This window comes from Marinomonas hwangdonensis (assembly GCF_003721245.1).
In the GTDB taxonomy this organism is placed as follows: domain Bacteria; phylum Pseudomonadota; class Gammaproteobacteria; order Pseudomonadales; family Marinomonadaceae; genus Marinomonas; species Marinomonas hwangdonensis.
Genome location: NZ_RIZG01000003.1, coordinates 437,435 through 461,506, shown reverse-complemented (window position 1 = coordinate 461,506; position 24,072 = coordinate 437,435). Strand labels below are relative to the sequence as shown.

The following is a 24,072-nucleotide window of genomic DNA, read 5'->3' as shown; positions in this document are numbered from 1 at the left end:
GAAAAATACGCCAAACACTTTGTCAGCCTGTGAGCATAACGACATGATTCATCGTATTAACCTAAATTTGTTGCGTTCGTTAAAGGTGCTACTGGAAGAGCGCCACGTTAGCCACGCGGCCGATAAACTGAATCTGACACAATCGGCGGTGAGCCGCCAACTCAGCCAACTCAGAAGCCTGTTGGCTGATCCTTTGCTCATTCGCGAAGGCAATACGCTGATCCCTACGCCCAAGGCGTTGCAGCTGCAAACAAAGCTTGATCACTGGTTTGTTGAGCTGGATGATCTTTTGGTGGCGGATACATTTGACCCGAGACATTGGCGCGGTGAGTTTGTGTTCTCGTCCAGTGACTATGTGGCACAGTATCTTCTTCCGGATGTGGTCGAATTATTGGCCGAGCAAGCACCTCAGGTGACGCTGACGTATCATCTCTGGCAACCTGATTTGGTTCGCCAGTTGGCCACGTCCTCTATTCAATTAGCCTCCAGTATGTCACTGACTCAACCCGAAGGGGTGTCGTCTGTGCAAATCGGTGAAGACAGCTCTGTTTGTGTGATGAGAGACTCGCACCCCTTGGCTTTAAAGGCGCACATCACGGTGGCCGATATGCTGGATTATGCCCATGTCAAAGTCATGGGGGGTGGCGACAAAGACAGCTATGTTGACGAAGCGCTCGCCAAAACAGGACAAAAGCGTCGCATTGCTCTTAATGTGCCCTTTTTTCATGCGGCGTCTCAATCCTTATGTCAGAGTGATTGTTTGCTGGTCATTCCAGAGCACATTGCGCGTAATTTAAAGCATCACTTTCCTCTGACCTATAAGCCGCTTCCTGTTGCCACACCACGGCATAAGTATTGGCTGATTTGGCATGCAAAATACGATAACGACCCTTCCCATATCTGGATTAGGACGCTGGTTTTGCAAGCTATGTCAAAAACCACCTATTCAATAGGCTATGATTTGAAATCATGATTACCATGCAAAATGATGATTTCATATAATAACGTCCGCTTGTTAAGCTGCCGTCTTCAATAGGCAGTGCCTGAATTCAAGGTGTATTATGACGTTATCTATTTGGTTTTCGCTTTTCACAATTTGTCTTCTTGGTGCCATGTCGCCTGGCCCGAGTCTCGCCATTGTCATGAAGCACAGTTTGGCTGGCAGTCGTCTTAATGGTTTAGCCACCGCATGGGCCCACGCCGCCGGAATAGGCGTGTATGCTTTAATTTCGTTACTCGGTCTTGCCGTGGTGTTTCATCAGCTACCGATACTGTTTAAAGCCATCAGCTACGCGGGAGCCGCGTATTTAGCCTACCTCGGCTTTAACGCGCTGCGTTCAAAAGGCGGTATCGCGGAGAAAATGGAATTGGGCCGCGCTGTTAGTGTGTTTCAGTCGGCGAAAGAAGGCTTTTTGATCTCGATTTTAAGCCCCAAAATTGCACTATTTTTCGCCGCGTTATTCAGCCCTTTTGTGGCTGAGGTAAGTGGTCTAACGGAAAAAACCCTAATGGTGGCGACGCCCTTTCTTGTTGATGGATTATGGTACACCTTGATGACCCTTCTGCTTTCCAGCCCCTTATTATTAGAGCGACTACGACGCAATGCGGTGATTGTTGATCGCTTATCTGGGGTGATGTTGATGCTTTTGGCGCTGCATATTCTGCTGTCCGTCTCATGAAACGATTACAACGATTAGCCCAGCACGATGCGGCGTTTTTACTTCTGTTTATATTCCTAGTGGCGCTGAGCCTACGTGGTCCAGTGACTGGCTTGCCGCCTTTGTTGGATCGAATCAGTGCCGATTTGCACCTCAGCAGTTCTCAGTCTGGTTTGCTAACCAGTTTACCCTTGCTGGCGTTTGCGTTTTTTGCCCCTGTGGCGTCTTGGCTCACTCGGTTCTTTTCCATTGAGCGCATTCTAGCGACCGGTGTGGGCTTGATTGCCGTGGGCATGGTAATTCGTGCCTTTGGCTCTATCAGCACCTTATATGTGGGAGCGATCTTTATCGGGGCGGGAATAGCCATCGGTAATGTGCTCTTGCCTAGCTTGATCAAGCGTGAGTTTGCGTCTTATGTGGTGCAACTCACGGCCATTTATGTGTTGATGATGAGCATCGGTGGCTTTTTGATGTCGAGTCTGGCTGTGCCCTTGAGCCAGTTCGCAGAGCAGCCGAGTGTCAGTTTGCCCATGAGTGGTTGGTCGTTCGCGCTGGCGTGCCAAACGCTGATGATTATTGTGCCTTTGGTGATCTGGTTTAGCGGTAAAATTCCCTTACATCCAGCACCAAAAACAGCCAGCAATGAGCCCGCTCAAACTATTTGGCGTTCTGTTACCGCATGGCAAGTGGCGGGTTTTTTGGCCTTTAATTCCTTACTCAATTACAGTGTGGTGGCGTGGGTGCCGTCCATCTTGGTGGATTATGGTTATACCGATTCCACCGCTGGGCTTTACCAAGGCTACTTGCAGTTAGCGGGGGCGCTGCCCACCTTGATTTTGGCGCCGTTTCTGAATCGCCTTGGCAGTCATCGACGGCTCTGCCTGTTCGCCACTGTTTTAACGTGTCTGAGCCTGCTGGGGTTTCTGCTGTTACCAAGCTGGTCTGGTCTCTGGTCGGTGGTTTTTGGATTTGGTATCAGCATGGGATTTATATTAGGGTTATCGTTTGTTAGTCTACGTACACACAGCCCCAAACACGCCGCTGCGTTGTCAGGTATGGCCCAGCTAATGGGATACACCTTGGCAGCAATAGGGCCCTATTTCATTGGGGTCTTGTACGATCGGCAGCACGCGTGGCAAGGCCCCTTGTATGTGATGTTGGGCATTGGGTGTGTTTGGATGTTGTTAGGTTGGCTGGCAAGCCCCACACCTCAACCCCACAAAAGCGCATCGAATTACAACGCCTAGTCAACGCGATGTCTGCCTTGTGGTACACTGCGTTACTTGTTATTTCGACGCTAACTATCGGATGTAAAGACCCTTATGGATCAACACACTGGCAACTTATTTATTTTGTCCGCGCCTTCGGGAGCGGGTAAATCTTCCCTGTATAAAGCGCTTTTAAAGGCCGATGACAAGGTGCGAATTTCTGTGTCTCACACGACACGTGCCCCCCGTACAGGTGAAGAACATGGTCGTGAGTACTATTTTGTCGATCATGAGTCCTTCTTGGATATGATCGCCGAAGACGCTTTTTTTGAGCACGCTCAAGTATTTGACAATTATTATGGCACTTCTAAAGCGTCCATTTTTAGTCTGCTTGAACAAGGCTTGGATGTGATTTTGGAGATAGATTGGCAAGGAGCACGTCAGGTCCGCCAACTTTACCCCAATGCCATTGGCATTTTCATTTTGCCGCCATCGCTACAGGCACTAGAAGAGCGTTTGAAAGGCCGTGCAACCGATGCTGACAATGTCATCCAACGTCGCATGTCTGAAGCCGTCAGTGAAATGTCCCATTACCACGAATACGACTTTGTCATCGTAAATGAGGATTTTGAAACAGCCTTATCTGAGATGTCAGCGATTTTTACGGCGATGCGCACCAAAACGGCCGTTATGCAGCAAAAAAATGGCAATCTTATAAATGATCTCTTGTCATTGTGAGAAGCCGTTAAGTAGAATCACCATTGGATAAATAGATAACCGAACACAGAGGTCAAAATGGCTCGAGTTACCGTAGAAGATTGTTTAGAAAATGTAGATAACCGCTTTGAATTAGTGATGGTCGCGTCAAAGCGCGCTCGTCAACTTGCGACTGGCGGCGAAGAGGCAAAAGTGCCTGCTGAAGACGATAAAGTCACCGTGATTGCACTGCGTGAAATAGCGGCAAATTTGATCAATGCAAAGAATGTTGATCAGCAAAAACGCCCACTGCACGAATTTTAATCTTGATGGTGTCATTCATGTCACAGTTGCCATGCTTCATTCATTTGTCAATGTGAGGTGAGCGATGTATACCATTGAAGATTTAGCACTGACCTTAAGTCAATATTTGCCTTACGAGCAAATCGCTAAAGTTAAACGCGCTTACTATTACGCTGAACAAGCCCACGACGGGCAAAAACGTAAAAGTGGCGAACCCTACGTCACCCATCCTCTCGCTGTCGCTGAAATTCTTTCTGAACTTCGGATGGATTGCGATGGGTTGACCGCTGCGTTGTTACACGACGTAATCGAAGACACAGGCATCAGTCGTGACGCATTGACCGAGCAATTTGGTGAAGGCGTTGCAGGCCTTGTGGATGGCGTCAGCAAACTGACCCACCTAGAATTTAATAGCCAAGTCGAAAAACAAGCCCACAATTTCCAAAAAATGGCCATGGCCATGGCCGATGACATTCGTGTGATCTTGGTTAAATTGGCCGATCGTCTGCATAATATGCGCACGCTCGATGCTATGCCAGCCCATAAAAAACGCCGCATTGCGCGGGAAACGTTGGACATTTATGCGCCTATTGCGAACCGACTTGGCATGTACAATGTCAGGGTAGATTTAGAATCCTTAGCCTTTCAAGCGTATTACCCGATGCGCGCCCGCATGTTACAAAAAGCCATCCATAAAAAGTATGGCCAACAACGCATCAAAGACACTCAAAAGCTCGAAGACACCATACGTTCTGAACTCGCCGCCGATTATATAGAAGCCAGCATCAGTGTCCGAGAAAAGCACATTTACAGTATTTACCAGAAGATGGACAAAAAACGTCGTTCTTTAGGTGAAATCATGGACGTAATGGGCGTGCGTATTGTCACTGACCGCCATGACAGCTGTTATCGTATTTTGGGCGTCATTCATGCCCTCTTCAAACCGATTGAAGGACGCTTTAAAGACTACATCGCCGTTCCGAAATCCAATGGCTATCAGTCGCTTCATACCACAGTATTAGGCGCCAACGGTATTCCCATGGAAATTCAAATCCGCACCGAAGAAATGGATTTAGTCGCCAACAACGGGATTGCAGCGCATTGGGCTTACAAAGTCAGTGGCACCTCAAACATGCCGAGCAACCATGACCGTGCGACAAAATGGGTGAAGAGTCTGTTGGAAATCCAACAAAAAGCCCGTAACCCTGTGGAGTTTGTTGATAATGTCAAAAGTGATCTGTTCCCTGATGAGGTGTATGTGTTTACGCCCAATGGCCAAATCATTGAATTACCGTCTGGGGCGACACCGGTGGATTTTGCCTATGGCGTTCATACAGAAATCGGCAATACCTGCATCTCTTGCCGAATAAATCGACGCTTAGCGCCATTAAGTACCCAGCTAGAAAGTGGTCAAACGGTTGAGATTATTACCGCCAAGAATGCTCAACCCAATGTGGCCTGGTTAAGTTTTGCCATTACGGGTAAAGCCCGCACCAATATTCGCCATTATTTAAAAGACAAGCAGCGTGAAAACGCCATTGTCATTGGTCATCGACTGCTGACTCGTTCACTGAATGCGTTTAAAACCAATATCGATGAACTGACCACTGAACAAATCACACAAGTATTATCAAACCACCAGCTCGCCACCATGGACGATTTGTTAGAGTCCATCGGTAAAGGCCGTCATGTGGGCTATTTGGTTGCGAGAGAACTGTTTCCCAATATCGATGAAGACACCTTGGTCACCCCAAAATCTTTCAAGGTCAATGGCTCCGAAGGCATGTTAATTTCGTATGCCAAGTGCTGTGCGCCTATACCGGGTGACCCTATTGTGGGCTATGTGCAGGTCGACAAAGGCATAGTGATTCATCACTCAAACTGCCCAAACATCCAAGATCACTTATCCAGCCCAGAGCGCTTTATTCGCATGGCTTGGGGCAAAGAAATCGAAGAAGAACTGAACATCAGCCTCATTGTCAGTTACATCAATGAGCGTGGCGCCGTCGCAAAAATTGCCAGTTCGATCAGCGATACCGATTTCCAAGTCTCTAACCTCGACATCATCGAACGTGGCCGTGTGAGCCGCTTGCGGTTGAGCATTACGGTAGCAAGCCGCGTAGGATTAGCGGATGTCATGCGTCGTATTAAAGCGGTACGCTGCGTAGAGAAGGTCACACGAGAAACCATTGTTGGGCGTTAAAGCGCCCGTACTTTTCCATTGATAGGATATTGACCATGTCAAAACATGTAATTCACACTGAAAACGCTCCTGCCGCTATTGGCCCTTATTCTCAGGCTGTTCGCGCTGGCAACACGGTTTATTTATCTGGCCAGATTCCTTTGGTTCCAGAAACGATGGAAGTGATCAGCGAAGACATCGTTGAACAAACCACTCAAGTGTTTAAAAACCTACAAGCCGTTTGTGAAGCAGCTGGTGGCTCTCTTCAACATGTTGTGAAATTTAACATCTTCATGACAGATTTGAGCAACTTCGCTACGGTTAATGAAGTCATGACACAGTTCGTTAAAGAGCCTTACCCTGCTCGTGCTGCGATGGGCGTGCGCGCTTTGCCTAAAGGTGTTCAGGTAGAAATCGAAGGCATCATGGTGTTGGAAGACTAATCTTCTTTACACCTATGCTCTGTCGATGAAAATTCGTCATAAAAAAGAGGCTTAGGCCTCTTTTTTATCGTGATGCGCCTCTCGCTATTTAGGCCTTGCCACCTCGTAGGGCATTAAACTCACGCAACAATACCTGATACCCGGCCACATAACTGGGATAACGTGGCACCCAGCCTTGCGATAACAGAAATTGCCCTTGGATGCGCTTTCCTGACGCCGGAACAAATTGGCTGGTGTCCTTTACTGCCACGCTGGCCCCTAGGCAGGTTGCTAGCCAAAGTTTTACTTCCCACATAGAGACCGGCGTTTGATCGGTCACAATTACCTGCTCAGGTAAGGTGTGCTGCGCTAATGCCATGTTAGCCAGGATCACTAGTGCAGAGACGACATCATCCCTGTGAATTCGGTTGGTCCAACTATTGGCCTCCCACTCTTTTCCGCTCAGTACCGTGTCTAATAACCTAAAACGCCCTGGTCCATAAATACCAGAACATCGCACAGTCACACTGGGCAGAGCAGCGGCCAATGCTTGTTCCGTTTCAACCAGTACTTTCGCGGTTGCTGAAGTAGGATGGGCGGGCGTGGTGTCATCTACCCATTCGCCTTGGTTTTGGCCGTAGACACTGGTGCTCGAAACAAAAACTACCGTTGGCAGTGTGTCCGTATTTTGATAGCGACGAATCAATACTTGGACCGTATCAAAATACGCCGCCCGATACGCATCTGCATGGCGTCCGTTAGGCGTCATGATCAAAAATATCAAGTCCGCGTCTGGCAAATCCTCATCGCGCATGTTCAGTAAATCTTTGGTAATACCTGTTACGCCCTCAGGAAAGACGCTTTTTGTGCGTCGAATGCCTGTGACGTCATGGCCTGTTGCAACCAGCTCTGCGGCTAAACCTGCCCCTAAATCACCGCAACCAGCGATCAGTACCTTTGCCATTTGTTTTCTCCAAAATCACCGTATGTGTCTATCGTCTTTGATGCTCAACCAGATTCCTCTAACACAGTCGTTCAGACCTTCCATTACGACAATCTATTGAGAAAAAAAGACGAAGTATTATTAAATTATGTATTATCATAGTTATTAACAATGAATCAGCCAAGGTAAAAGGTGTGCTATGACATTAACGGAATTGAAATACATTGTAATGCTGGCCGAAGAAAAACATTTTGGGCGCGCCGCGGATCGCTGTTATGTATCGCAACCCACGCTCAGTGTCGCCGTTAAGAAACTGGAAGAAGAACTCGGTACGGCGATTTTTGAACGCAGTAAAAGCTCCGTTTATGTCACACCTCTTGGCGAGCAAATCATCACCCAAGCCAAGCGGGTGCTGGATCAAGCGAACACCATCAAAGAGCTGGCGTCGTCTGGAAAGAACCAATTAAAAAGCCCACTCAAGATAGGCGCGATTTTTACCATTGCGCCTTACCTGTTTCCTTTTATGATTCCGTCCCTACACAAAATCACCTCAGGTATGCCGTTAATCATTGAAGAAGACCTCACTGAAAATTTACGCCCTAAACTGCGTAACGGCGAGTTAGACGCCATTATTGTGGCTTTGCCTTTTCGTGAGCCGGATGTGGTTACTCAGCCGATTTACGAAGAAGATTTCATGGTGCTGATGCCCAAGAATCACCCTTGGACCAAGCTCTCCAGCATAGAAACGGATCAACTATCGACCGATAACCTCTTGTTGCTTGGCAAAGGGCACTGTTTTAGTGAACAAGTGCTTGAGGCCTGCCCCTTGGTGACGGAAAGCGAATTTGGGGATGGCCGCACCATTGTTAATGGCAGTTCGTTAGAAACCATACGTTATATGGTGGCGTCTGGTTTGGGGGTCACTGTGTTGCCCAAGTCAGCCGCGATGAATATTAATCACGAGATGCTCGAAGTGCGTCCTTTTACGGCACCGGCACCAAAACGTACGGTGGCATTGGCCTGGCGCGCCAGCTTCCCTCGCCCTAAAGCCATAGAAGCGGTTAGCCAGTCTATTCGTGACGCTTGTACGCAATTGGATTTATAGAGAGGCGGCATGATCGACGGATTAGACACACAGGATGTTCGCGAGCTAAAAGGCGTTGGCGATGCAATGGCGGAAAAATTAGCCAAGCTGCATTTGAATACGGTACAAGATTTGCTGTTTCATTTGCCGATTCGCTATCAGGACAGAACCCGTGTTGTGCCCATTGGACAGTTGCGTTTTGGCGACGAAGCCGTGATAGAAGGACACGTCACTGGGTGTGAAGTCAAAATGGGCAAGCGTCGCAGCTTGTTGTGTCGAATCAAAGACCACACGGGCACCTTGTGTTTGCGTTTTTTTCACTTTTCCGCTGCGCAAAAAAAACAACTAGAAGCCGGTGTACGAGTCCGTTGCTTTGGGGAGATTCGTCGTGGCAGCAGCGGATTTGAAATCTATCACCCTGAATACAAGGTGATAGGCGAAGAGGAAACCCAAGAGGAGTCGGCACAGCTCACGCCAATCTACCCGCTTACCGAAGGGCTAACGCAAACCAAGATACGCCTGCTTTGTGAGCAAGCCTTAGAACGACTAACGCCCTATAACCTGCAAGAGTGGCTGCCAGACGAAATACGCGCTCAATTCAGCTTACCACCGCTCTGCGACGCGATTCAGTTCCTACATCATCCGTCAAGAGAAGCCAACCTAGATCAACTAAGATCGGGCAGCCACCCTGCGCAATACCGCTTATCATTTGAAGAGCTCATGGCCCATCAGCTATCGTTGATCGGTAAACGAGTCAAAGCCAAACAAGATGTCGCCATCAAGGTGCACGCCGCTGGTGAACTCAGCCAACAGCTGTTGCAACAATTGCCTTTTTCTCCCACTAAAGCCCAACAGCGCGTGTTTGGCGAGATTCTTGCGGATCTTGGTACAGGTCACCCTATGCTGCGATTGGTGCAAGGAGACGTTGGCTCAGGGAAAACCCTAGTGGCTGCCCTCGCCGCTGCGTCCGTCGTGCAAGCGGGCTATCAGGTGGCTATTATGGCACCGACCGAAATCCTCACCGAACAGCACTATATCAACTTTACCCAGTGGTTTACTCCTTTAGGACTAAAAGTAGCGTGGATGACAGGCAAGCTTAAAGGGAAAGTTCGGGAGAAAGAGCTGGCCGACATCGCGTCTGGCGCAGCACAAATCGTTGTCGGTACTCATGCACTCTTTCAAGACACGGTGGAATTCGATCGTTTGGCAATGGCTATCATCGATGAGCAGCATCGTTTTGGGGTGCATCAGCGTATGGCGTTACGAGAAAAAGGCATGAAGCACGGCTTTCAGCCCCATCAGCTCATCATGACCGCCACGCCCATTCCACGAACCTTAGCCATGTCGGCTTATGCCGATTTGGATTGTTCCATTATTGATGAGCTTCCACCCGGACGAACGCCTATCAACACCATTGTGGTATCGGACCAACGCCGACAAGAAGTAATTGATCGGGTAAAAAGTGCCTGTGAAGAAGGCAAGCAAGCCTATTGGGTTTGCACCCTAATAGAAGAATCCGAAGCCTTGCAATGCCAAGCCGCAGAAGACACGGCTCTTCTATTGCAAGAACAGCTTAGCGAGCTGCGTATTGGCTTGGTACATGGGCGACTAAAAGCACAAGAAAAAGCCGATATCATGGCGCAATTCAAAGCCGGCGATATCCAGCTGCTCGTTGCGACGACCGTCATTGAAGTGGGAGTCGATGTGCCTAACGCCAGTCTCATGGTGATCGAAAACCCAGAACGACTTGGGCTTGCGCAGCTTCATCAGCTGCGCGGACGTGTGGGTCGAGGTCAAGCCGCCAGCCATTGCGTCTTGCTGTACAAAGCGCCGTTAGGACAACAGGGCAAGGAGCGTCTTTCAACCATGAGAGAAACCAGCGATGGTTTCAAGATCGCTGAAAAAGACCTTGAACTGCGTGGTCCAGGTGAATTACTCGGCACTCGACAGACCGGACTCTGGGAGTTTAAGGTCGCCGATCTTCAGCGAGATAAAGGCTTACTGGACGACGTTCAGCGCGCGGCAAGCTTGCTGTACCATCACTATCCTGATCGTATTTCCCCTCTTTTATCGCGCTGGTTGCCTAATCACGGTCAGTACTTAAACGTGTAACCGCTTTTGTGGTCCAGTTTTTACAAAAATAGCGGTATTTACTTGCGCCTGAGCAAAAATTAATCAAAAATCTCCCCCATAAAGCCTGTTGGCTTAATTTCGTTTTTTACGCGCCATTACCGCCACAGTCGGCTAGAAGGAACTAACATGGACAGCTTATCCCCCCATTTTGAATACCCCATGCTCAGCCTACAAAACAGCGCTTATCGAATAGACGAGGACCGCATCGTTATTACGGTTGAACGCATTAGTAATCACAGAGACATAGACAACCTGAGTGGCACACTGCAATTACAACTGTGCGGGGTTCGTCAAGAGACGTTCGGCGCTTCAGAAACGCACGTTTTAGCGTCCACGACACTCGGTGAGTTACAAGGTCAACACGGCTTAATAGACTGTCATTACGATTTACTTTTCCAGTCGCCACCAGAGGGTATTTGGCAACTCGTGTTGCAACTGAGTGAATGGAACGGTACTGAATACCTGATATGTGATTCTGCCGATTTTACAGTGCCTTACCACGCTAACCCGCCTCACTTTTCTGTCGATACAGAAGAGGTCGTCGAGGCTGCATTAGAGCCCACTGTCGAGCCTGTTTTAGAATCGACTGTAGAACCCGTCGCTGAGCCTGTGACTCACGTAAAAAAAAACGCCACTGGTGGCGTCGATGGTTATCTCGCCATTAACAAGTCAAAAGTGGAAACGCTTTTAAGTATCAAAGGCGTGCCGAAGAAAACACTCGAGAAGTTGGTAAAAGAACGACCTTTTTCATCGGACAAAGCCGTTCTCAACATAAAAGGTGTAGGTCCTGTGATGTTGCAAAGGATAGTGACAGGGTTGATCACAACAAAACATAAAAAACAGTAGGCTATGTGGTTTCGGTCAAGAACAGCCCTGCTCATTGAACTAAGGAATACTCACTACCGTCGTATTCTTTACTTCTTCCATTGCCACATAAGTACGCGATTCTCGAACATGGGGCAGAGTCAATAGCGTCTCCCCTAGCAACAGGCGATAGGTATCCATATTAGACACGCGGGCTTTGAGCAGATATTCAAAATCCCCCGCGATTAAGTGGCATTCCAATATTTCTGGGATTTCAGTGACCGCGGCTTTGAACTCATTAAACCCCTCAGGAGAGGTGGTTTTGAGGCGAATTTCGACAAACACTAACAATCCGGCGTCTACTTTTTTGGGGTTAACCAAAGCACAGTAGCCCGTAATATAGCCATTGCGCTCCAAGCGACGCACGCGCTCTAAACAAGGGGTCGCACTTAACCCGACTCGACTCGCTAATTCCACATTTGATAAACGACCATTTATCTGCAACTCACGAAGAATTTTCTTATCTAAGCGATCAAGCGGTTTTGCTGAGTTGTCCATCTGGCGTGGATCTCCTTACATGACGTCAATTAATGTTCAATTCATAGAAGTCTACCACGCAGATCACAAATTATGGAAAGTGCTTTATTCATTATATTCAACATGGTTATTCAAACATGACACAACAAAGCACCAAAATGATGCAAAAAATTCATTTTGCTCCAAAAAAATCTTATCCTTTAAAAAACGCCTCATATTAGTGCAATTGAAAAGTCGAAATTTGTCGCTAAAGCCGCATTTTATTTGGTCTGGCGAAGGGCTGCTTTGACTTAAGTGAGCATTATTTTCACAGAAATCCGCCTTAAAAAGTGTAAGTAATGCGTATACCCCTCCTCTTTTCTGACATTTTATCCTTGACTACGCCTCAAAAGAGTAATTCTATAGAGGCATGCGATGAACTTTATAGAGACTTCGTCTGCATATACTTCATAACAAGAATAATCAAATGTTGGCATCATCCTTGCTTCGTTTACGATGAGTATTAAATACAAAGATTCTACAATCTGATATTCAACATAAAAGCAAAATGAAGATAACAGCAGTATGTAAAATAACCGCCTGGGAGGCTCAATATAATGAAATCGAATGTTGGTAAACTACTGTCTACAGCAGCAATCGCCGCCACAATCAGCGCTGGTGCTACCGCAGCAACGCTTGACGATGTTAAAGCAAAAGGTTTTGTTCAATGTGGCGTTAGCCAAGGTGTACCTGGTTTCTCTAACGCAGATGTTAACGGCGAATGGTCTGGTATCGACGTTGATGCTTGCCGAGCAACCGCTGCCGCTATTTTTGGTGATGCACAAAAAGTAAAATTCACCCCACTTTCTGCTAAAGAGCGTTTCACTGCGCTTCAATCCGGTGAAATCGATTTACTAGCTCGTAATACCACTTGGACTTACACTCGTGACGCTTCACTAGGTTTGGACTTTACCGCTGTAAACTTCTATGACGGTCAAGGCTTCATGGTTCGTAAAGACCTAGGTATTGATTCTGCAAAAGATCTTGACGGTGCAACCGTATGTACTGAGCAAGGAACGACAACAGAATTGAACATGGCGGATTTCTTCCGTAAGAACCAACTGTCTTACGTTCCGGTTGTAGTTCAAAAAGCCGATGAAGCACTGTCTGCATACGCTTCTGGTCGTTGTGATGTCTTCACAACGGATAAATCTGGCCTAGCGTCTCACCGTACTAAATTAGCCAATCCTGATCAGCATGTGATTCTTGATGACACTATTTCCAAAGAGCCTCTTGGCCCCGTTGTTCGCCATGGCGATAACCAGTGGAAAGACATCGTCACTTGGGCATTGTTTGTTCAAGTAAACGCTGAAGAAATGGGTATTTCTTCTAAAAACGTAGATCAGATCAAATCTGGTACAACCGATCCAGGTATCAAACGCTTGCTAGGTGTTGAAGGGGATATGGGCGCACAACTTGGCCTACCTGCTGAATGGGCTTACAACATCATCGCGAAAGTAGGCAACTACGGTGAAGTATTTGAACGTAACGTTGGTCCATCTACACCAGTAGGTTTGCCACGTGGTATCAACAAACTATGGACAGATGGCGGTGTCATGTACGCACCACCAGTACGCTAATAACGGAAGTATAACCCGCCTTGGGTATTGGCTCAGCGGCCTTGTCGCCGCTGAGTTTCTCCCCCCTTTCTTACACATCTGACGAGCATTTCATTTGCCTGAATTAAGATGAGCGATAAAACAAAACCTAATAACAGCATGTTGAATGATGCCGGGACTAGAGCCCTAATATTTCAAGTTTTGCTTCTCAGCGTTGTAGTTTTTGTAGGTTATTTCCTGTTCACCAACTTACAAAACAACCTTGATAATCGTGGAATCTCAACGGGGTTTGCATTTTTTAATGAGCCCGCTGGTTTTCCTATTCTAATGCATTTAATTGAGTACACAGATTCTGGTACTTATGGACGCGCCTTTGCCGTCGCGTTAATTAACACCTTCGTCATTTCTATGTTGGGTATCGTGTTGGCTACCGTTATCGGTGTCATCGTCGGTTTAGCAAGATTGTCCAATAACTGGCTTGTGGCTAGACTGGCCACTGTTTATGTGGAAACCTTGCGTAACCTGCCGTTACTGCTGCAAATGTTCTTCTGGTATTTTGCGGTACTTGCTGCCCTACCAGCACCACGTGACAGCTATGAATTTGGCGATTTTTTACTTAACAAACGAGGAATTTACTCACCTAACCCTTCATTCCAAGATGGATTTGGTCTTGTTGTCATGGGCTTTATTCTGTCTATTTTTGCCGCTATGGCATTAGTGGTTTGGGCGAAAAAACGTCAAACCAGAACAGGATTGTGGTTCCCAGCTTATTGGTCATCACTTGGTCTTATTATTGGTATTACTTTTCTAGCGTTTGCTATCGCTGGCTTTCCTTTAGAATTTGATCTACCACAAAAAAGTCGCTTTAACGTAACGGGCGGTATGGTATTACCCCCTGAGTTTGTTGCCGTGTTAGTCGCCTTGGCCACTTACACTGGGGCATTTATCGCTGAAATCGTGCGCGCAGGCATATTGTCTGTTAACTGGGGACAAACTGAGGCTGCGCGTTCATTAGGGTTACGCGATAACCTAACTCAGCGTCTAATCGTATTGCCACAAGCATTGCGTGTGATTATTCCTCCATTGACCAGTCAATACCTAAACTTAGCGAAAAACTCGTCACTTGGGGCTGCGATTGCTTACCCTGAATTAGTGTCTGTGGTTATGGGAACAACGCTCAACCAAACAGGTCAAGCGATTGAAACCATAGGTCTGTGTATGTTGGTGTACGGTTCATTGAGTTTAACCATCTCTATGTTTATGAACTGGTACAACAAGAAAATGTCTTTAATTGAGCGCTAGGAGGTAGATCATGGCTATTGAATTTAAACCATCACCCAGCCTTCCACCTCCAGTGAACTCTGTAGGTGCTGTGGCATGGCTGCGTAACAACTTGTTATCGTCGCCTCTTAACGTTGCTTTGACGTTATTCAGTTTATACATCTTGTATTTGCTGGTTCCTCCCATGATTCAATGGGGCATCGTCAATGCTACTTTCACTGGTGATACCAGAGCGGCGTGTACTGGTGGCGGTGCGTGCTGGGCATTTATTGGGGCGTATTTTGAGCAGTTTATGTACGGCTTGTACCCATCCGAAGAGACATGGCGTATTAATTTGTCATTGATCGCTTTGGTTGTGCTACTGGGCGCATTTGCGATTAAAACCATCAATAAATTTTACCTTTCTTTAGTGATTACTCTAGTTTACCCCGTCGTTGCTTACTTCTTGTTTGCCGGTGGTGTATTTGGTCTAGTCGTTGTTGAAACGTCTTTGTGGGGCGGTTTGTTCTTAACTACCTTGCTCGGTGTAGTGGGCATTGTTGCGTCCTTCCCACTTGGGGTATTGCTAGCGCTAGGACGTCGTTCAGACATGCCAGTAGCAAAGTCAGTGTGTATTGTGTTCATCGAAACCATTCGTGCTGTTCCCCTCATCACAATCTTGTTTATGGCGTCAGTTATGATTCCACTTTTCCTACCTGATGGTATGAATTTTAACAAGTTAATGCGTGTCATCATTGGCATCACTTTGTTTTCTTCTGCTTACATGGCGGAAGTAATACGTGGTGGTTTACAAGCCATTCCAAAAGGCCAATATGAAGCGGCTGATGCGATGGGCTTAACGTATTGGCAATCCATGATTCTGGTGATTTTACCGCAAGCGCTGAAGCTTGTTATACCGGGTATCGTAAACACCTTTATCGGCTTGTTCAAAGATACTACCTTGGTGTATATCGTTGGTATGTTTGACTTATTAGGTCGGATCCAAGCGGCTAACCATGACGCAAACTGGCTAGGCACCACCGTTGAAGGTTATGCCTTCGCAGGGTTTGTTTATTTTATTATCTGCTTTGGCATGTCGCGATACAGTATGTCGATAGAACGCAAGTTAGACACCGGACATAAGCGGAACTAGTTAAGAATTTGAGGCCTTTACAATGACAGATAGAAACATGGCACTTGCCCAACTTGAGCCGGGCGAGGAAGCGATCATAGAGTTTAAAGATGTTAATAAATGGTACGGTGATTTTCACGTCCTAAAAAACATCAATTTCAGTATTAAAAAAGGCGAGCGCATCGTGGTGTGTGGTCCTTCTGGTTCAGGTAAATCAACGATGATTCGTTGTATTAACCGTCTAGAAGAGCACCAAAAAGGAATCATTTCCGTTGACGGTGTGGAAATGAACGATAACCTCAAAAACATCGAGGCAATTCGTAAAGATGTGGGGATGATTTTCCAACACTTTAACTTGTTTCCTCATTTGTCGATTTTAGAAAACCTCACCTTGGCACCAATTTGGGTTCGTAAAAAGCCCAAAAAAGAAGCCGAAGAAATGGCCATGCACTATTTGGAGCGCGTCAAGATCGCCAACCAAGCATTGAAGTACCCAGGCCAGCTTTCTGGCGGCCAGCAACAGCGTGTGGCGATTGCCCGTGGTCTGTGCATGGAGCCTCGTATTATGCTGTTTGACGAACCTACATCGGCTCTTGATCCAGAGATGATCAAGGAAGTATTGGATGTTATGGTGCAGCTAGCCGACGAAGGCATGACCATGGTGTGTGTAACACACGAGATGGGCTTTGCGAAGAAAGTGGCGGACCGTGTGGTCTTTATGGACGCAGGGGAAGTCGTGGAATCTAATGAACCCCATGAATTCTTCAATAATCCACAACATGACCGTACACAAATGTTTTTGAGTCAGATTCTGAATCACTAATCAGAATCCAAATGCAAAATCTGTTATATTTACAAAGCCCCTTATTTGGGGCTTTTTTTGTTTTCGCTTTCACAAGGTAGAACCATGGAATCCGTCGTTGATTGTCAGCCAAGTCAGAGGTTACGTATTGTGCATTTAGCCGACAATACAGGGCGTTTGCAGGTTATTTTTCCTGAGAATTGCATGGTGGACATTGCTGCGGTGTCTCGCATCACTAAGCGACGCTTTGAACCCGTGGCGTGCTCTCACAGCGCAGGGAATACATTGGCCAAGCCAAACAATATGAGCACGCTGTTGGAAGCGTCCATTTTGCAAGAGGACTACGTCACCATTAAAACAAAAAGCGATGCAAGCCCCCGGAAAATAGACACATCAGCACTGAAAACATTATTTTCGGGACCGTTAAACCGCTTTGAAAACATCGCTATTAACACCCAAAAAATCAAGCGGCCTGCCGATAACCACGAAGAAGACGAAGCTCAAATTCTTCATGCTCTGGGTAAGTTTCAATCCATTCGATTAAAAACACGACTTGAGGAAACACTGGAGATTCCGCCATTACCAGCCTCTTCACACCGCATCATCCGCTTATCTTCGGACGAAACCGCGGGTACCGATGAGCTATGTGATGTGATCGCTCTGGACCCAAGCTTAGCCGCTCAGGTCGTCAGCTGGGCATCGTCGCCGTATTACAGCGCACCCGGTAACATAGAATCCGTCGAAGATGCCATCATTCGCGTATTAGGTTTTGATATGGTGATGAATTTAGCACTGGGCCTATCTATGGGAAACGGCTTTCAATCGCCCGACAATGGCCCACGCCATTATGAAGATTTTTGGATAGACTCTGTTTCTAATGCCGCCTTGGTGGAGTCTCTCGCAAAGCATACCCCAAGCCACCTTCGCCCGAAACTAGGCCATGCTTACCTTGCTGGACTACTCAATAATTTTGGCTACTTGGCAATCAGTACTATTTTTCCACCTCATTTTGCCATCTTATCTCGATACCAAGAAGCGAATGCACACCTACCATCAGAGTGGGTGGAAATGCAGGTATTGAATTTTACTAAAGAACAGCTAGGTTCTTGGTTATTACGTTATTGGAGTCTTCCAGACAGCATATGGATGGCCATTCGTTATAGCAAAAAACCGCACTATGATGGCCAACATGCGACCTTAGCAAAATTGCTTTATATTTCACGCTGCCTACGCCATGAAGAAGCAATCGACCCTGCGGCACTGGTTGCTGTGGGCCTTAGTATAGACCAAGCAGAAGCCTGTCGAGAGGCGGTTTATCAATCGTCTACGGAGCTAAAAAAAATGGTCGATTTAATGAATAAGATGAATGCATCCTAGTATTTTATGACAGTCATGAATTCAGCCGCAGCCCAACAGTTTGACTACCGCTGGGCCCCCGTTCATCGGATCAGCAAAACCAAGATTCCATCAGTTCTTTGGTATTGGTTAACCACACCCGCTTCTTTAACGGCCAAATTGCAGTGTCTAGGCGAATTGACCGTAGAGGTGATCGAAGATACCTGGGGTGAGCCAACATCACGGGAAAAAAAACGCCTAAACTTAAGACCAAGAGAAGCGGCTAGAATTCGCACTGTATTACTGCGCGTCGATGGTAAAGCGGTGATTTATGCACGTTCAGTGATTCCTGCTCGGTCACTAAGGGGGCACTGGCGACAAGTGAAGCATTTAAACAATAAACCCTTGGGAGGTTACTTGTTTCAACACCGATCTCTGAGACGCAGTGGCATTGAGATAACGCAATTGCCAAAACGTATGTTTCCCGATCAACCCACTGCGGTATGGGCAAGACGCTCTGTGTTTCATCAGTACGGTCCTGGCATACTGGTCAATGAAGCGTTTTTTGAGAGTATCCAACAATTGAAATCGCCTTTTGGAAGTATATGAACAAGATAAAAGACTACGCAGAATTAACTCGCTTTAACCGACCGATCGGCTCGTTATTGCTATTATGGCCGACTTTATGGGCTTTATGGCTCGCAGCAGACGGCCTGCCTCAATGGCATCTCATCGTCATTTTTATACTGGGTGTGTTTAGCATGCGTTCTGCGGGATGCGTCATCAATGATTACGCCGATCGCAAAGTGGATGGCCACGTGGAACGTACCAAAAACCGTCCCTTACCTTCCGGCAGAGTATCGGAAAAAGAAGCATTAGTCCTGTTTGCTGGGCTTTGCGTGGTGAGTTTTATCTTGGTGCTGTTCACCGACACCCAAACGATTCTTCTGTCTTTTGTCGGGCTGGGGCTTGCTGCCTTATACCCCTTTATGAAACGATACACTCATTTACCACAGCTTTTTTTGGGATTGGCTTTTTCTTGGGCGATACCCATGGCCTACAGCGCTCAGGGAGGCGATTTAGCGAGTTATGAACTGTGGATGCTGTTTGTCGCGAACTGTTTCTGGACCATTGCCTACGATACTTACTATGCTATGACTGACCGACCCGATGATATTAAAATCGGCATTAAGTCCACCGCCATCTTGTTTGGCCAGTACGATTTGTTGGTTATTATCGGCTTGCAAGGATTAACCCTCTCGTTGCTTGCTTGGATTGGCGTGATCGGTGGACTGGATTGGCCCTACTTTGTTTCCTTGATTGTATGCCTTGGACTTTTTTACCAGCAGTTCTCTCAAGCTAAGACACGGGACCGTCAGGCTTGCTTTCGTTCTTTTTTGGACAATAACCGCGTGGGATACTGTGTTTTTATCGGCTTGATAATGAGTTATTTAGTCTAAAATGTGGCAAACATGTGACATTTTAACCAAATTGTCACATTTACCCGCTTTAATAAAAACCGTTCCTGAGATGAGGATAATCCTGTGACCGGTAAAAAAGTATTAATTATAGATGACGAATCTTCTATTCGTGAAATGATCGCCATTGCACTTGAAATGGCAGGGTATGAATACCTTGAAGCGGAAAATATTCAGCAAGCCCATGAGATGATTGTGGACCATCGACCTGATCTGGTATTAGTGGATTGGATGATGCCAGGGGGCAGCGGTGTTGAGCTGACTCGTCGACTCAAAAAAGACAGCACAACCGCAGAAATCCCTGTGATTATCTTGACGGCAAAAAGCGAAGAAGATAACAAAATTCAAGGTTTAGAAGTGGGCGCAGACGATTACATCACCAAGCCTTTTTCACCAAGAGAATTGGTCGCTCGTCTAAAAGCCGTGTTGCGACGCGCCACTCCTCAGGGTGTTGACGAACCGATTGAAATTGAAGGCCTAATGCTGGATCCTGTCAGCCAGCGCGTCACGATTGGCAGTCGTCCTTTGGACATGGGACCAACAGAATATCGACTGTTGAAGTTTCTCATGACACATCAGGAACGTGCGTATTCAAGAGCGCAATTATTAGATCAAGTTTGGGGCGGCAATGTGTATGTTGAAGAACGTACTGTTGATGTTCACATACGTCGCTTACGTAAAGCCATTGGTAGCACCCACGACTTCTTGATACAAACAGTCAGAGGGACAGGCTACCGCTTCTCAACAAAAAGGGTTGTATGAAAACAATTTGGCGAAACACCATCACAACATGGTTTATCGGTCTTGCTGCCTGCATCGTTATTGGCTTAGTGCTGGGGCAATTGCTGGGTGTTTTGCTTTTATATGTTTTAGGGTCTTTGTACTGGCAGCTGTATCAGCTGTATCAGTTTCATAATTGGTTACGCCACTCTGGCCGTGCAGCTCCTCCTGAATCCGGTGGGATTTGGGGTGAAGTCTTTGATTCTGTGTATCGTTTACAAAAGAAACAGCGCAAATCAAAGCGTCGCATGCGTCAAGCGCTTACCCGTATAGAAAGCTCGACCACCGCTTTAAAAGAAGGCGTGATCATGGCGGATCACCAAGGTAATTTAGAGTGGTGGAACAATTCTGCTGCGCATTTTTTGGGGTTACAACGCCCTGTCGATCGGGGTCAGGTCATCACCAATATTGTTCGCAATCCGGACTTTTTTCGCTATTTTAGCCAAAAGCGCTTTGGAGAGCCTCTTGTCATCAAGTCCCCCGCAAAAGATGGCGTTTACTTAGAAATACAAACCACGCTGTACGATAAAAACGATCACCTAATTTTTGTGCGTGACGTTACTCGCTTGCATTTGCTTGAACAGATGCGCAAAGATTTTGTCGCTAATGCGTCCCACGAGTTAAAAACACCACTCACCGTTATTAAGGGTTATCTGGAAACCTTAGAATTATTCAAAGACAGCCTACCTGCGAGTATGCAAAAAGGCATTGTGAATATGTCTGAACAATCGGAACGCATGGAGCAACTCATCGAGGATCTTTTACTATTGTCTCGCCTTGAGAGCGACGATAAACGAGAAGAAAATCAATGGTATAAAGTCACCGACTTAATCAATGCCATTACTAAGGTGACCAATTTAATCCTCACCGATAAACACAAGGTGACACTGGACATTCCTAGCGACGCTCGCTTATATGGATCCTACAAGGAACTATACAGCGCCTTTTCGAATCTTGTGGTCAATGCGGTGAAGTATTCTCCAGATGGTGGCGACATCCTGATCAAGTGGGAAAACAATGAATTTAACGGCGTCTTTTCTGTTAAAGACAATGGCATTGGTATCGAACCTAGGTACATTCCAAGGCTCACAGAACGCTTCTTTAGAGTCGATAAAGGGCGTGGCTCAAAAACCGGCGGTACAGGGCTGGGACTAGCCATTGTGAAACACGTCTTACTTCATCACGACGCCAAACTGCAAATTCGCAGCCAACCTGGCTTTGGCAGCACCTTCTCCTGTCATTTTCCGGCGCATAGAACGCGAACCGACACTATTCCCGCGATTACCTCCAATAACAGCGAAACACCAAGTACTTAAAGGAAATCTTGCTCGTATCCCTTTTTACTAAAAAAGGGATACGAGGACTAAAAGTAAAAATAACGCTTACAAGCTGTCAAACAACTGGCTAATAAAGGCTTCTTTCTCACTGTCTTGATCAATCAAGCTCAATATTACCGTCAAAAACGTCGAGTCGTGCTTTTTCTCAGTCGTAGCGACCGACTGGATATAATAATTCAGACGATTAACCTTACCGCCAAACTCCAAGTCCAACACCGCTTGCCCCAAGACTTGAGGAACAATGTCGTCACTTTTTATAAACATGGTGGCTTCGGTCTTACTGAACTGCACGATCATGCAGCGAAATTGCTTCCCTTCAAACCTTACTGAAGTAGGAATTTTGACGTCTTTTATCACCGCCGCCGTGGCATCAGGGTTGATGAACTTGGTGGCTTTCACCGGGCTTGCTGCCTTGCCGGCCCCCATTAATACATCCAGTGATGACGTTGAACTGCCAGGTGCGTTTTTATCCCGTGGCTTTTGTGACGACAAACGATCTTCAATATTGTGTTTCTTCGCAGCCGATAAGACCTTGTTAATCAGTTGCTCACTTGAAAAAGGCTTACCAAGGTAATCGGTGACACCCGACTGCACGGCTTCAACCACATGACTCTTATCACCTCGGCTGGTGATCATCACAAAAGGCACACTATCTTTTTTGTATTTTGGCTGTTCACGACACCATTTTAAAAGCTCGACTCCCGTCATTTCAGGCATTTCCCAGTCACACAACACCATGTCAAACTGGATTTTTTCCATCATTTTTTGCGCTTTTCGGCCATTTACCGCGTCTTCAATCTCTGCCGCAGGAAATTGCTTACGTAAGGTGCGGCGGATCAAATCCCGTGTGAAAGAGGCATCATCGACAACCAATATTTTAAATGACATTACAAAATCCTATTCGTCGAAGGTAACAAGGTAGCATGCTCGCCCTGTTGTGACTGAAATACCGAAACCCATAAAAGAGTCGCAGCAACCACTGCGATCGGCATAACAAATAAATTAAAAAAAGGAATCGCTAAACTGACCATGACGATGCCGCCAAAAGTCCAACATAATAAGGGTTTCGAGCGCAGCGCCATTCTCATGTTATTAAAAGAAACTTTGTTGTTATCAAACGCATAATCCATATATTGCAACGACAACATCCACATAGAAAACAGCAGCAACAAAATGGGGGCAATCACATTCACCAAGGGCACAAACGTCAATAAAATCAACAACAAGAAACGAGGCAGAAAGTACAAAATCTTCTGACACTCACGCTGTAAGCTTTGACCAATTACCTTCATCACCACACTAAAAGTTAAACGCTCGTCAAACACTTTCCCCGTTTGTTTTTCTTCCACTTTTTCTGCCAAAAAAGCCATAAAGGGCGCCGCCAAGATATTCACCCCCACTGAAAAACTGTAAAACAACAGAATTCCTAACAGTGCCATAACGACTAATTCAAGTAACCAGTCAATAAATGAAACCCACTCAGGAAGATACCCCATTACAGACGCTACACCATCATCAAGGTAGCGAAAAGCCACTAGGTACAACAGGGCTATTAAAAGAACATTCGCCAATAACGGCGCTAATATGAACAATCTCAAATCTTTCGATAACACCAAGGGCAACGCCTTAATAAATGCCCCTGCGGCTTTAAACGGGTGTGTAATCACAATCTAGCAGTACCTTCATTAGGTTATATATGAAGCGAGAGAATATCATGAGGGCTTTCGAGGCTCCACAAAGCCCGTATAAAATAAAAGTGTCTCACGTAAATAAGTGGGTTTATTTGTCTATTCCCAAAACTCTTGTATTATGACGTAGCTGTATTGTTCGTTTTCATTATACACGCCAATCATAAAAGGCTTTTTATGCGTTTATTATCCTCTTTCATGACCTTGCTATTAGTACTGTCTAGTTCGTCTGTCAGCGCTTCAGATCAAGCCAAAGGTAGCGTGTTGCTGACGGTTTCTGGTGCGATTGATGCCAACGAAACACTTGAAGACATCGAATTTGACATGGCTATGCTCAACAAGCTACCGCAGTACACAGTGACGACACAAAATCCTTGGGCGAAAGGGCTTCATACTTATCAAGGTTTCTCTGCCGTAGATTTAGTAGCGCGTCTTGGTAGCCAAGCCAACCTGCTCCAAGTCAGTGCGTTAAATCGTTATATGACAGAGATTCCTCTCAATGATTTTGTCGAGAACGGTGCTATTTTTGCGACTCATCAAAACGGCCACGCCATGAGCGTTCGCAATCTTGGCCCTATCATGGTGATTTACCCATTTGATGATCGTAACGATTTAAAGTCCGAGGTCTTCTATGGTCGTTCTATTTGGCAAGTAAACCAAATAAAACTGGTGGTTACTCCAGAGTAGAAAGG

General features: G+C 46.4%; 24 protein-coding genes. 20 read left to right on the top strand and 4 right to left on the bottom strand.

The genetic code is table 11. The annotated features are described in order from the left end of the window. Nucleotides 1-43 precede the first annotated feature (43 nt). The 7 genes from EBI00_RS07630 (at nt 44) to EBI00_RS07600 (ending at nt 6,490) form a co-directional block, all read left to right on the top strand. Nucleotides 44-973, top strand: coding sequence for a LysR family transcriptional regulator (locus EBI00_RS07630; protein WP_174714903.1), 930 nt, complete (start codon nt 44-46; stop codon nt 971-973). Nucleotides 974-1,061: 88 nt separating this feature from the next. Beyond that, complete coding sequence (locus EBI00_RS07625) at nt 1,062-1,679, top strand: LysE family translocator (RefSeq protein WP_123095316.1); 618 nt, start codon at nt 1,062-1,064, stop codon at nt 1,677-1,679. Beyond that, the gene (locus EBI00_RS07620; RefSeq protein WP_123095315.1) at nt 1,676-2,905 is read left to right on the top strand and encodes an MFS transporter; all 1,230 of its coding nucleotides are present in this window, start codon (nt 1,676-1,678) and stop codon (nt 2,903-2,905) included. Before EBI00_RS07625 ends, EBI00_RS07620 begins: the two co-directional genes overlap by 4 nt. 75 nt (nt 2,906-2,980) lie before the next feature. Beyond that, complete coding sequence (gene gmk / locus EBI00_RS07615) at nt 2,981-3,604, top strand: guanylate kinase (protein WP_123095314.1); 624 nt, start codon at nt 2,981-2,983, stop codon at nt 3,602-3,604. Between the two features lie 57 nt (nt 3,605-3,661). After that, on the top strand, nt 3,662-3,886 hold the full coding sequence (gene rpoZ / locus EBI00_RS07610; RefSeq protein ID WP_123095313.1) for a DNA-directed RNA polymerase subunit omega: 225 nt from the start codon (nt 3,662-3,664) through the stop codon (nt 3,884-3,886). A gap of 64 nt (nt 3,887-3,950) precedes the next feature. Continuing rightward, nucleotides 3,951-6,068, top strand: a complete 2,118-nt coding sequence (locus tag EBI00_RS07605; protein WP_123095312.1) for a RelA/SpoT family protein — start codon at nt 3,951-3,953, stop codon at nt 6,066-6,068. 35 nt (nt 6,069-6,103) lie between these two features. After that, a complete protein-coding gene (locus EBI00_RS07600; RefSeq protein WP_123095311.1) occupies nt 6,104-6,490 on the top strand; it encodes a RidA family protein in 387 nt (128 codons plus the stop codon). Between the two features lie 88 nt (nt 6,491-6,578). On the opposite strand, the gene EBI00_RS07595 is transcribed toward EBI00_RS07600, so the two are convergent. Further along, a complete protein-coding gene (locus EBI00_RS07595; RefSeq protein WP_123095310.1) occupies nt 6,579-7,433 on the bottom strand; it encodes an NAD-dependent epimerase/dehydratase family protein in 855 nt (284 codons plus the stop codon). A 178-nt stretch (nt 7,434-7,611) separates the two neighbouring features. Between EBI00_RS07595 and EBI00_RS07590 the strand changes: the two genes are divergently transcribed. From EBI00_RS07590 to EBI00_RS07580, 3 genes are all read left to right on the top strand, one after another. Then, nucleotides 7,612-8,517, top strand: coding sequence for a hydrogen peroxide-inducible genes activator (locus EBI00_RS07590; protein WP_123095309.1), 906 nt, complete (start codon nt 7,612-7,614; stop codon nt 8,515-8,517). Between the two features lie 9 nt (nt 8,518-8,526). Then, entirely contained in the window at nt 8,527-10,608 is a 2,082-nt protein-coding gene (recG, locus tag EBI00_RS07585; protein WP_123095308.1) for an ATP-dependent DNA helicase RecG, read from the top strand. A 147-nt stretch (nt 10,609-10,755) separates the two neighbouring features. After that, nucleotides 10,756-11,475: a ComEA family DNA-binding protein gene (locus EBI00_RS07580; RefSeq protein WP_123095307.1), complete on the top strand. Its 720-nt coding sequence runs from the start codon at nt 10,756-10,758 to the stop codon at nt 11,473-11,475. A gap of 39 nt (nt 11,476-11,514) precedes the next feature. Here EBI00_RS07580 and lrp read toward each other — a convergent pair whose 3' ends face one another. Beyond that, on the bottom strand, nt 11,515-11,991 hold the full coding sequence (gene lrp / locus EBI00_RS07575; RefSeq protein ID WP_123095306.1) for a leucine-responsive transcriptional regulator Lrp: 477 nt from the start codon (nt 11,989-11,991) through the stop codon (nt 11,515-11,517). Between the two features lie 575 nt (nt 11,992-12,566). Here lrp and EBI00_RS07565 point away from each other — a divergent pair. From EBI00_RS07565 to phoR, 9 genes are all read left to right on the top strand, one after another. Continuing rightward, nucleotides 12,567-13,589, top strand: coding sequence for an amino acid ABC transporter substrate-binding protein (locus EBI00_RS07565; protein WP_123095304.1), 1,023 nt, complete (start codon nt 12,567-12,569; stop codon nt 13,587-13,589). A 108-nt stretch (nt 13,590-13,697) separates the two neighbouring features. Continuing rightward, nucleotides 13,698-14,870, top strand: coding sequence for an amino acid ABC transporter permease (locus EBI00_RS07560; RefSeq protein ID WP_123095303.1), 1,173 nt, complete (start codon nt 13,698-13,700; stop codon nt 14,868-14,870). Nucleotides 14,871-14,880: 10 nt separating this feature from the next. Further along, nucleotides 14,881-15,981: an amino acid ABC transporter permease gene (locus EBI00_RS07555; protein ID WP_123095302.1), complete on the top strand. Its 1,101-nt coding sequence runs from the start codon at nt 14,881-14,883 to the stop codon at nt 15,979-15,981. A gap of 22 nt (nt 15,982-16,003) precedes the next feature. Then, the gene (locus EBI00_RS07550; protein WP_123095301.1) at nt 16,004-16,783 is read left to right on the top strand and encodes an amino acid ABC transporter ATP-binding protein; all 780 of its coding nucleotides are present in this window, start codon (nt 16,004-16,006) and stop codon (nt 16,781-16,783) included. Nucleotides 16,784-16,867: 84 nt separating this feature from the next. After that, nucleotides 16,868-18,139 carry an HDOD domain-containing protein gene (locus EBI00_RS07545; RefSeq protein WP_123095300.1) on the top strand — a complete coding sequence of 424 codons (1,272 nt, stop codon included), beginning with the start codon at nt 16,868-16,870 and terminating at the stop codon, nt 18,137-18,139. 15 nt (nt 18,140-18,154) lie between these two features. Next, the gene (locus EBI00_RS07540; protein ID WP_241556979.1) at nt 18,155-18,706 is read left to right on the top strand and encodes a chorismate--pyruvate lyase family protein; all 552 of its coding nucleotides are present in this window, start codon (nt 18,155-18,157) and stop codon (nt 18,704-18,706) included. Then, nucleotides 18,703-19,557, top strand: a complete 855-nt coding sequence (gene ubiA, locus EBI00_RS07535) for a 4-hydroxybenzoate octaprenyltransferase (RefSeq protein WP_123095298.1) — start codon at nt 18,703-18,705, stop codon at nt 19,555-19,557. The genes EBI00_RS07540 and ubiA overlap by 4 nt, the downstream gene beginning before the upstream one ends. Before the next feature lie 84 nt (nt 19,558-19,641). Beyond that, nucleotides 19,642-20,337 carry a phosphate regulon transcriptional regulator PhoB gene (gene phoB / locus EBI00_RS07530; RefSeq protein WP_123095297.1) on the top strand — a complete coding sequence of 232 codons (696 nt, stop codon included), beginning with the start codon at nt 19,642-19,644 and terminating at the stop codon, nt 20,335-20,337. After that, nucleotides 20,334-21,671 carry a phosphate regulon sensor histidine kinase PhoR gene (gene phoR / locus EBI00_RS07525; protein ID WP_123095296.1) on the top strand — a complete coding sequence of 446 codons (1,338 nt, stop codon included), beginning with the start codon at nt 20,334-20,336 and terminating at the stop codon, nt 21,669-21,671. Before phoB ends, phoR begins: the two co-directional genes overlap by 4 nt. 66 nt (nt 21,672-21,737) lie before the next feature. Here the strand turns inward: phoR and EBI00_RS07520 are convergent, their stop codons facing one another. Both EBI00_RS07520 and cysZ read right to left on the bottom strand, forming a co-directional pair. Continuing rightward, a complete protein-coding gene (locus tag EBI00_RS07520; RefSeq protein ID WP_123095295.1) occupies nt 21,738-22,580 on the bottom strand; it encodes a response regulator in 843 nt (280 codons plus the stop codon). After that, complete coding sequence (gene cysZ / locus EBI00_RS07515) at nt 22,580-23,359, bottom strand: sulfate transporter CysZ (RefSeq protein WP_123095294.1); 780 nt, start codon at nt 23,357-23,359, stop codon at nt 22,580-22,582. The genes EBI00_RS07520 and cysZ overlap by 1 nt, the downstream gene beginning before the upstream one ends. A 198-nt stretch (nt 23,360-23,557) precedes the next feature. Here cysZ and EBI00_RS07510 point away from each other — a divergent pair, with 198 nt between their 5' ends. Next, the gene (locus EBI00_RS07510) at nt 23,558-24,067 is read left to right on the top strand and encodes a putative pterin-binding protein (protein WP_123095293.1); all 510 of its coding nucleotides are present in this window, start codon (nt 23,558-23,560) and stop codon (nt 24,065-24,067) included. Nucleotides 24,068-24,072: the final 5 nt, after the last annotated feature.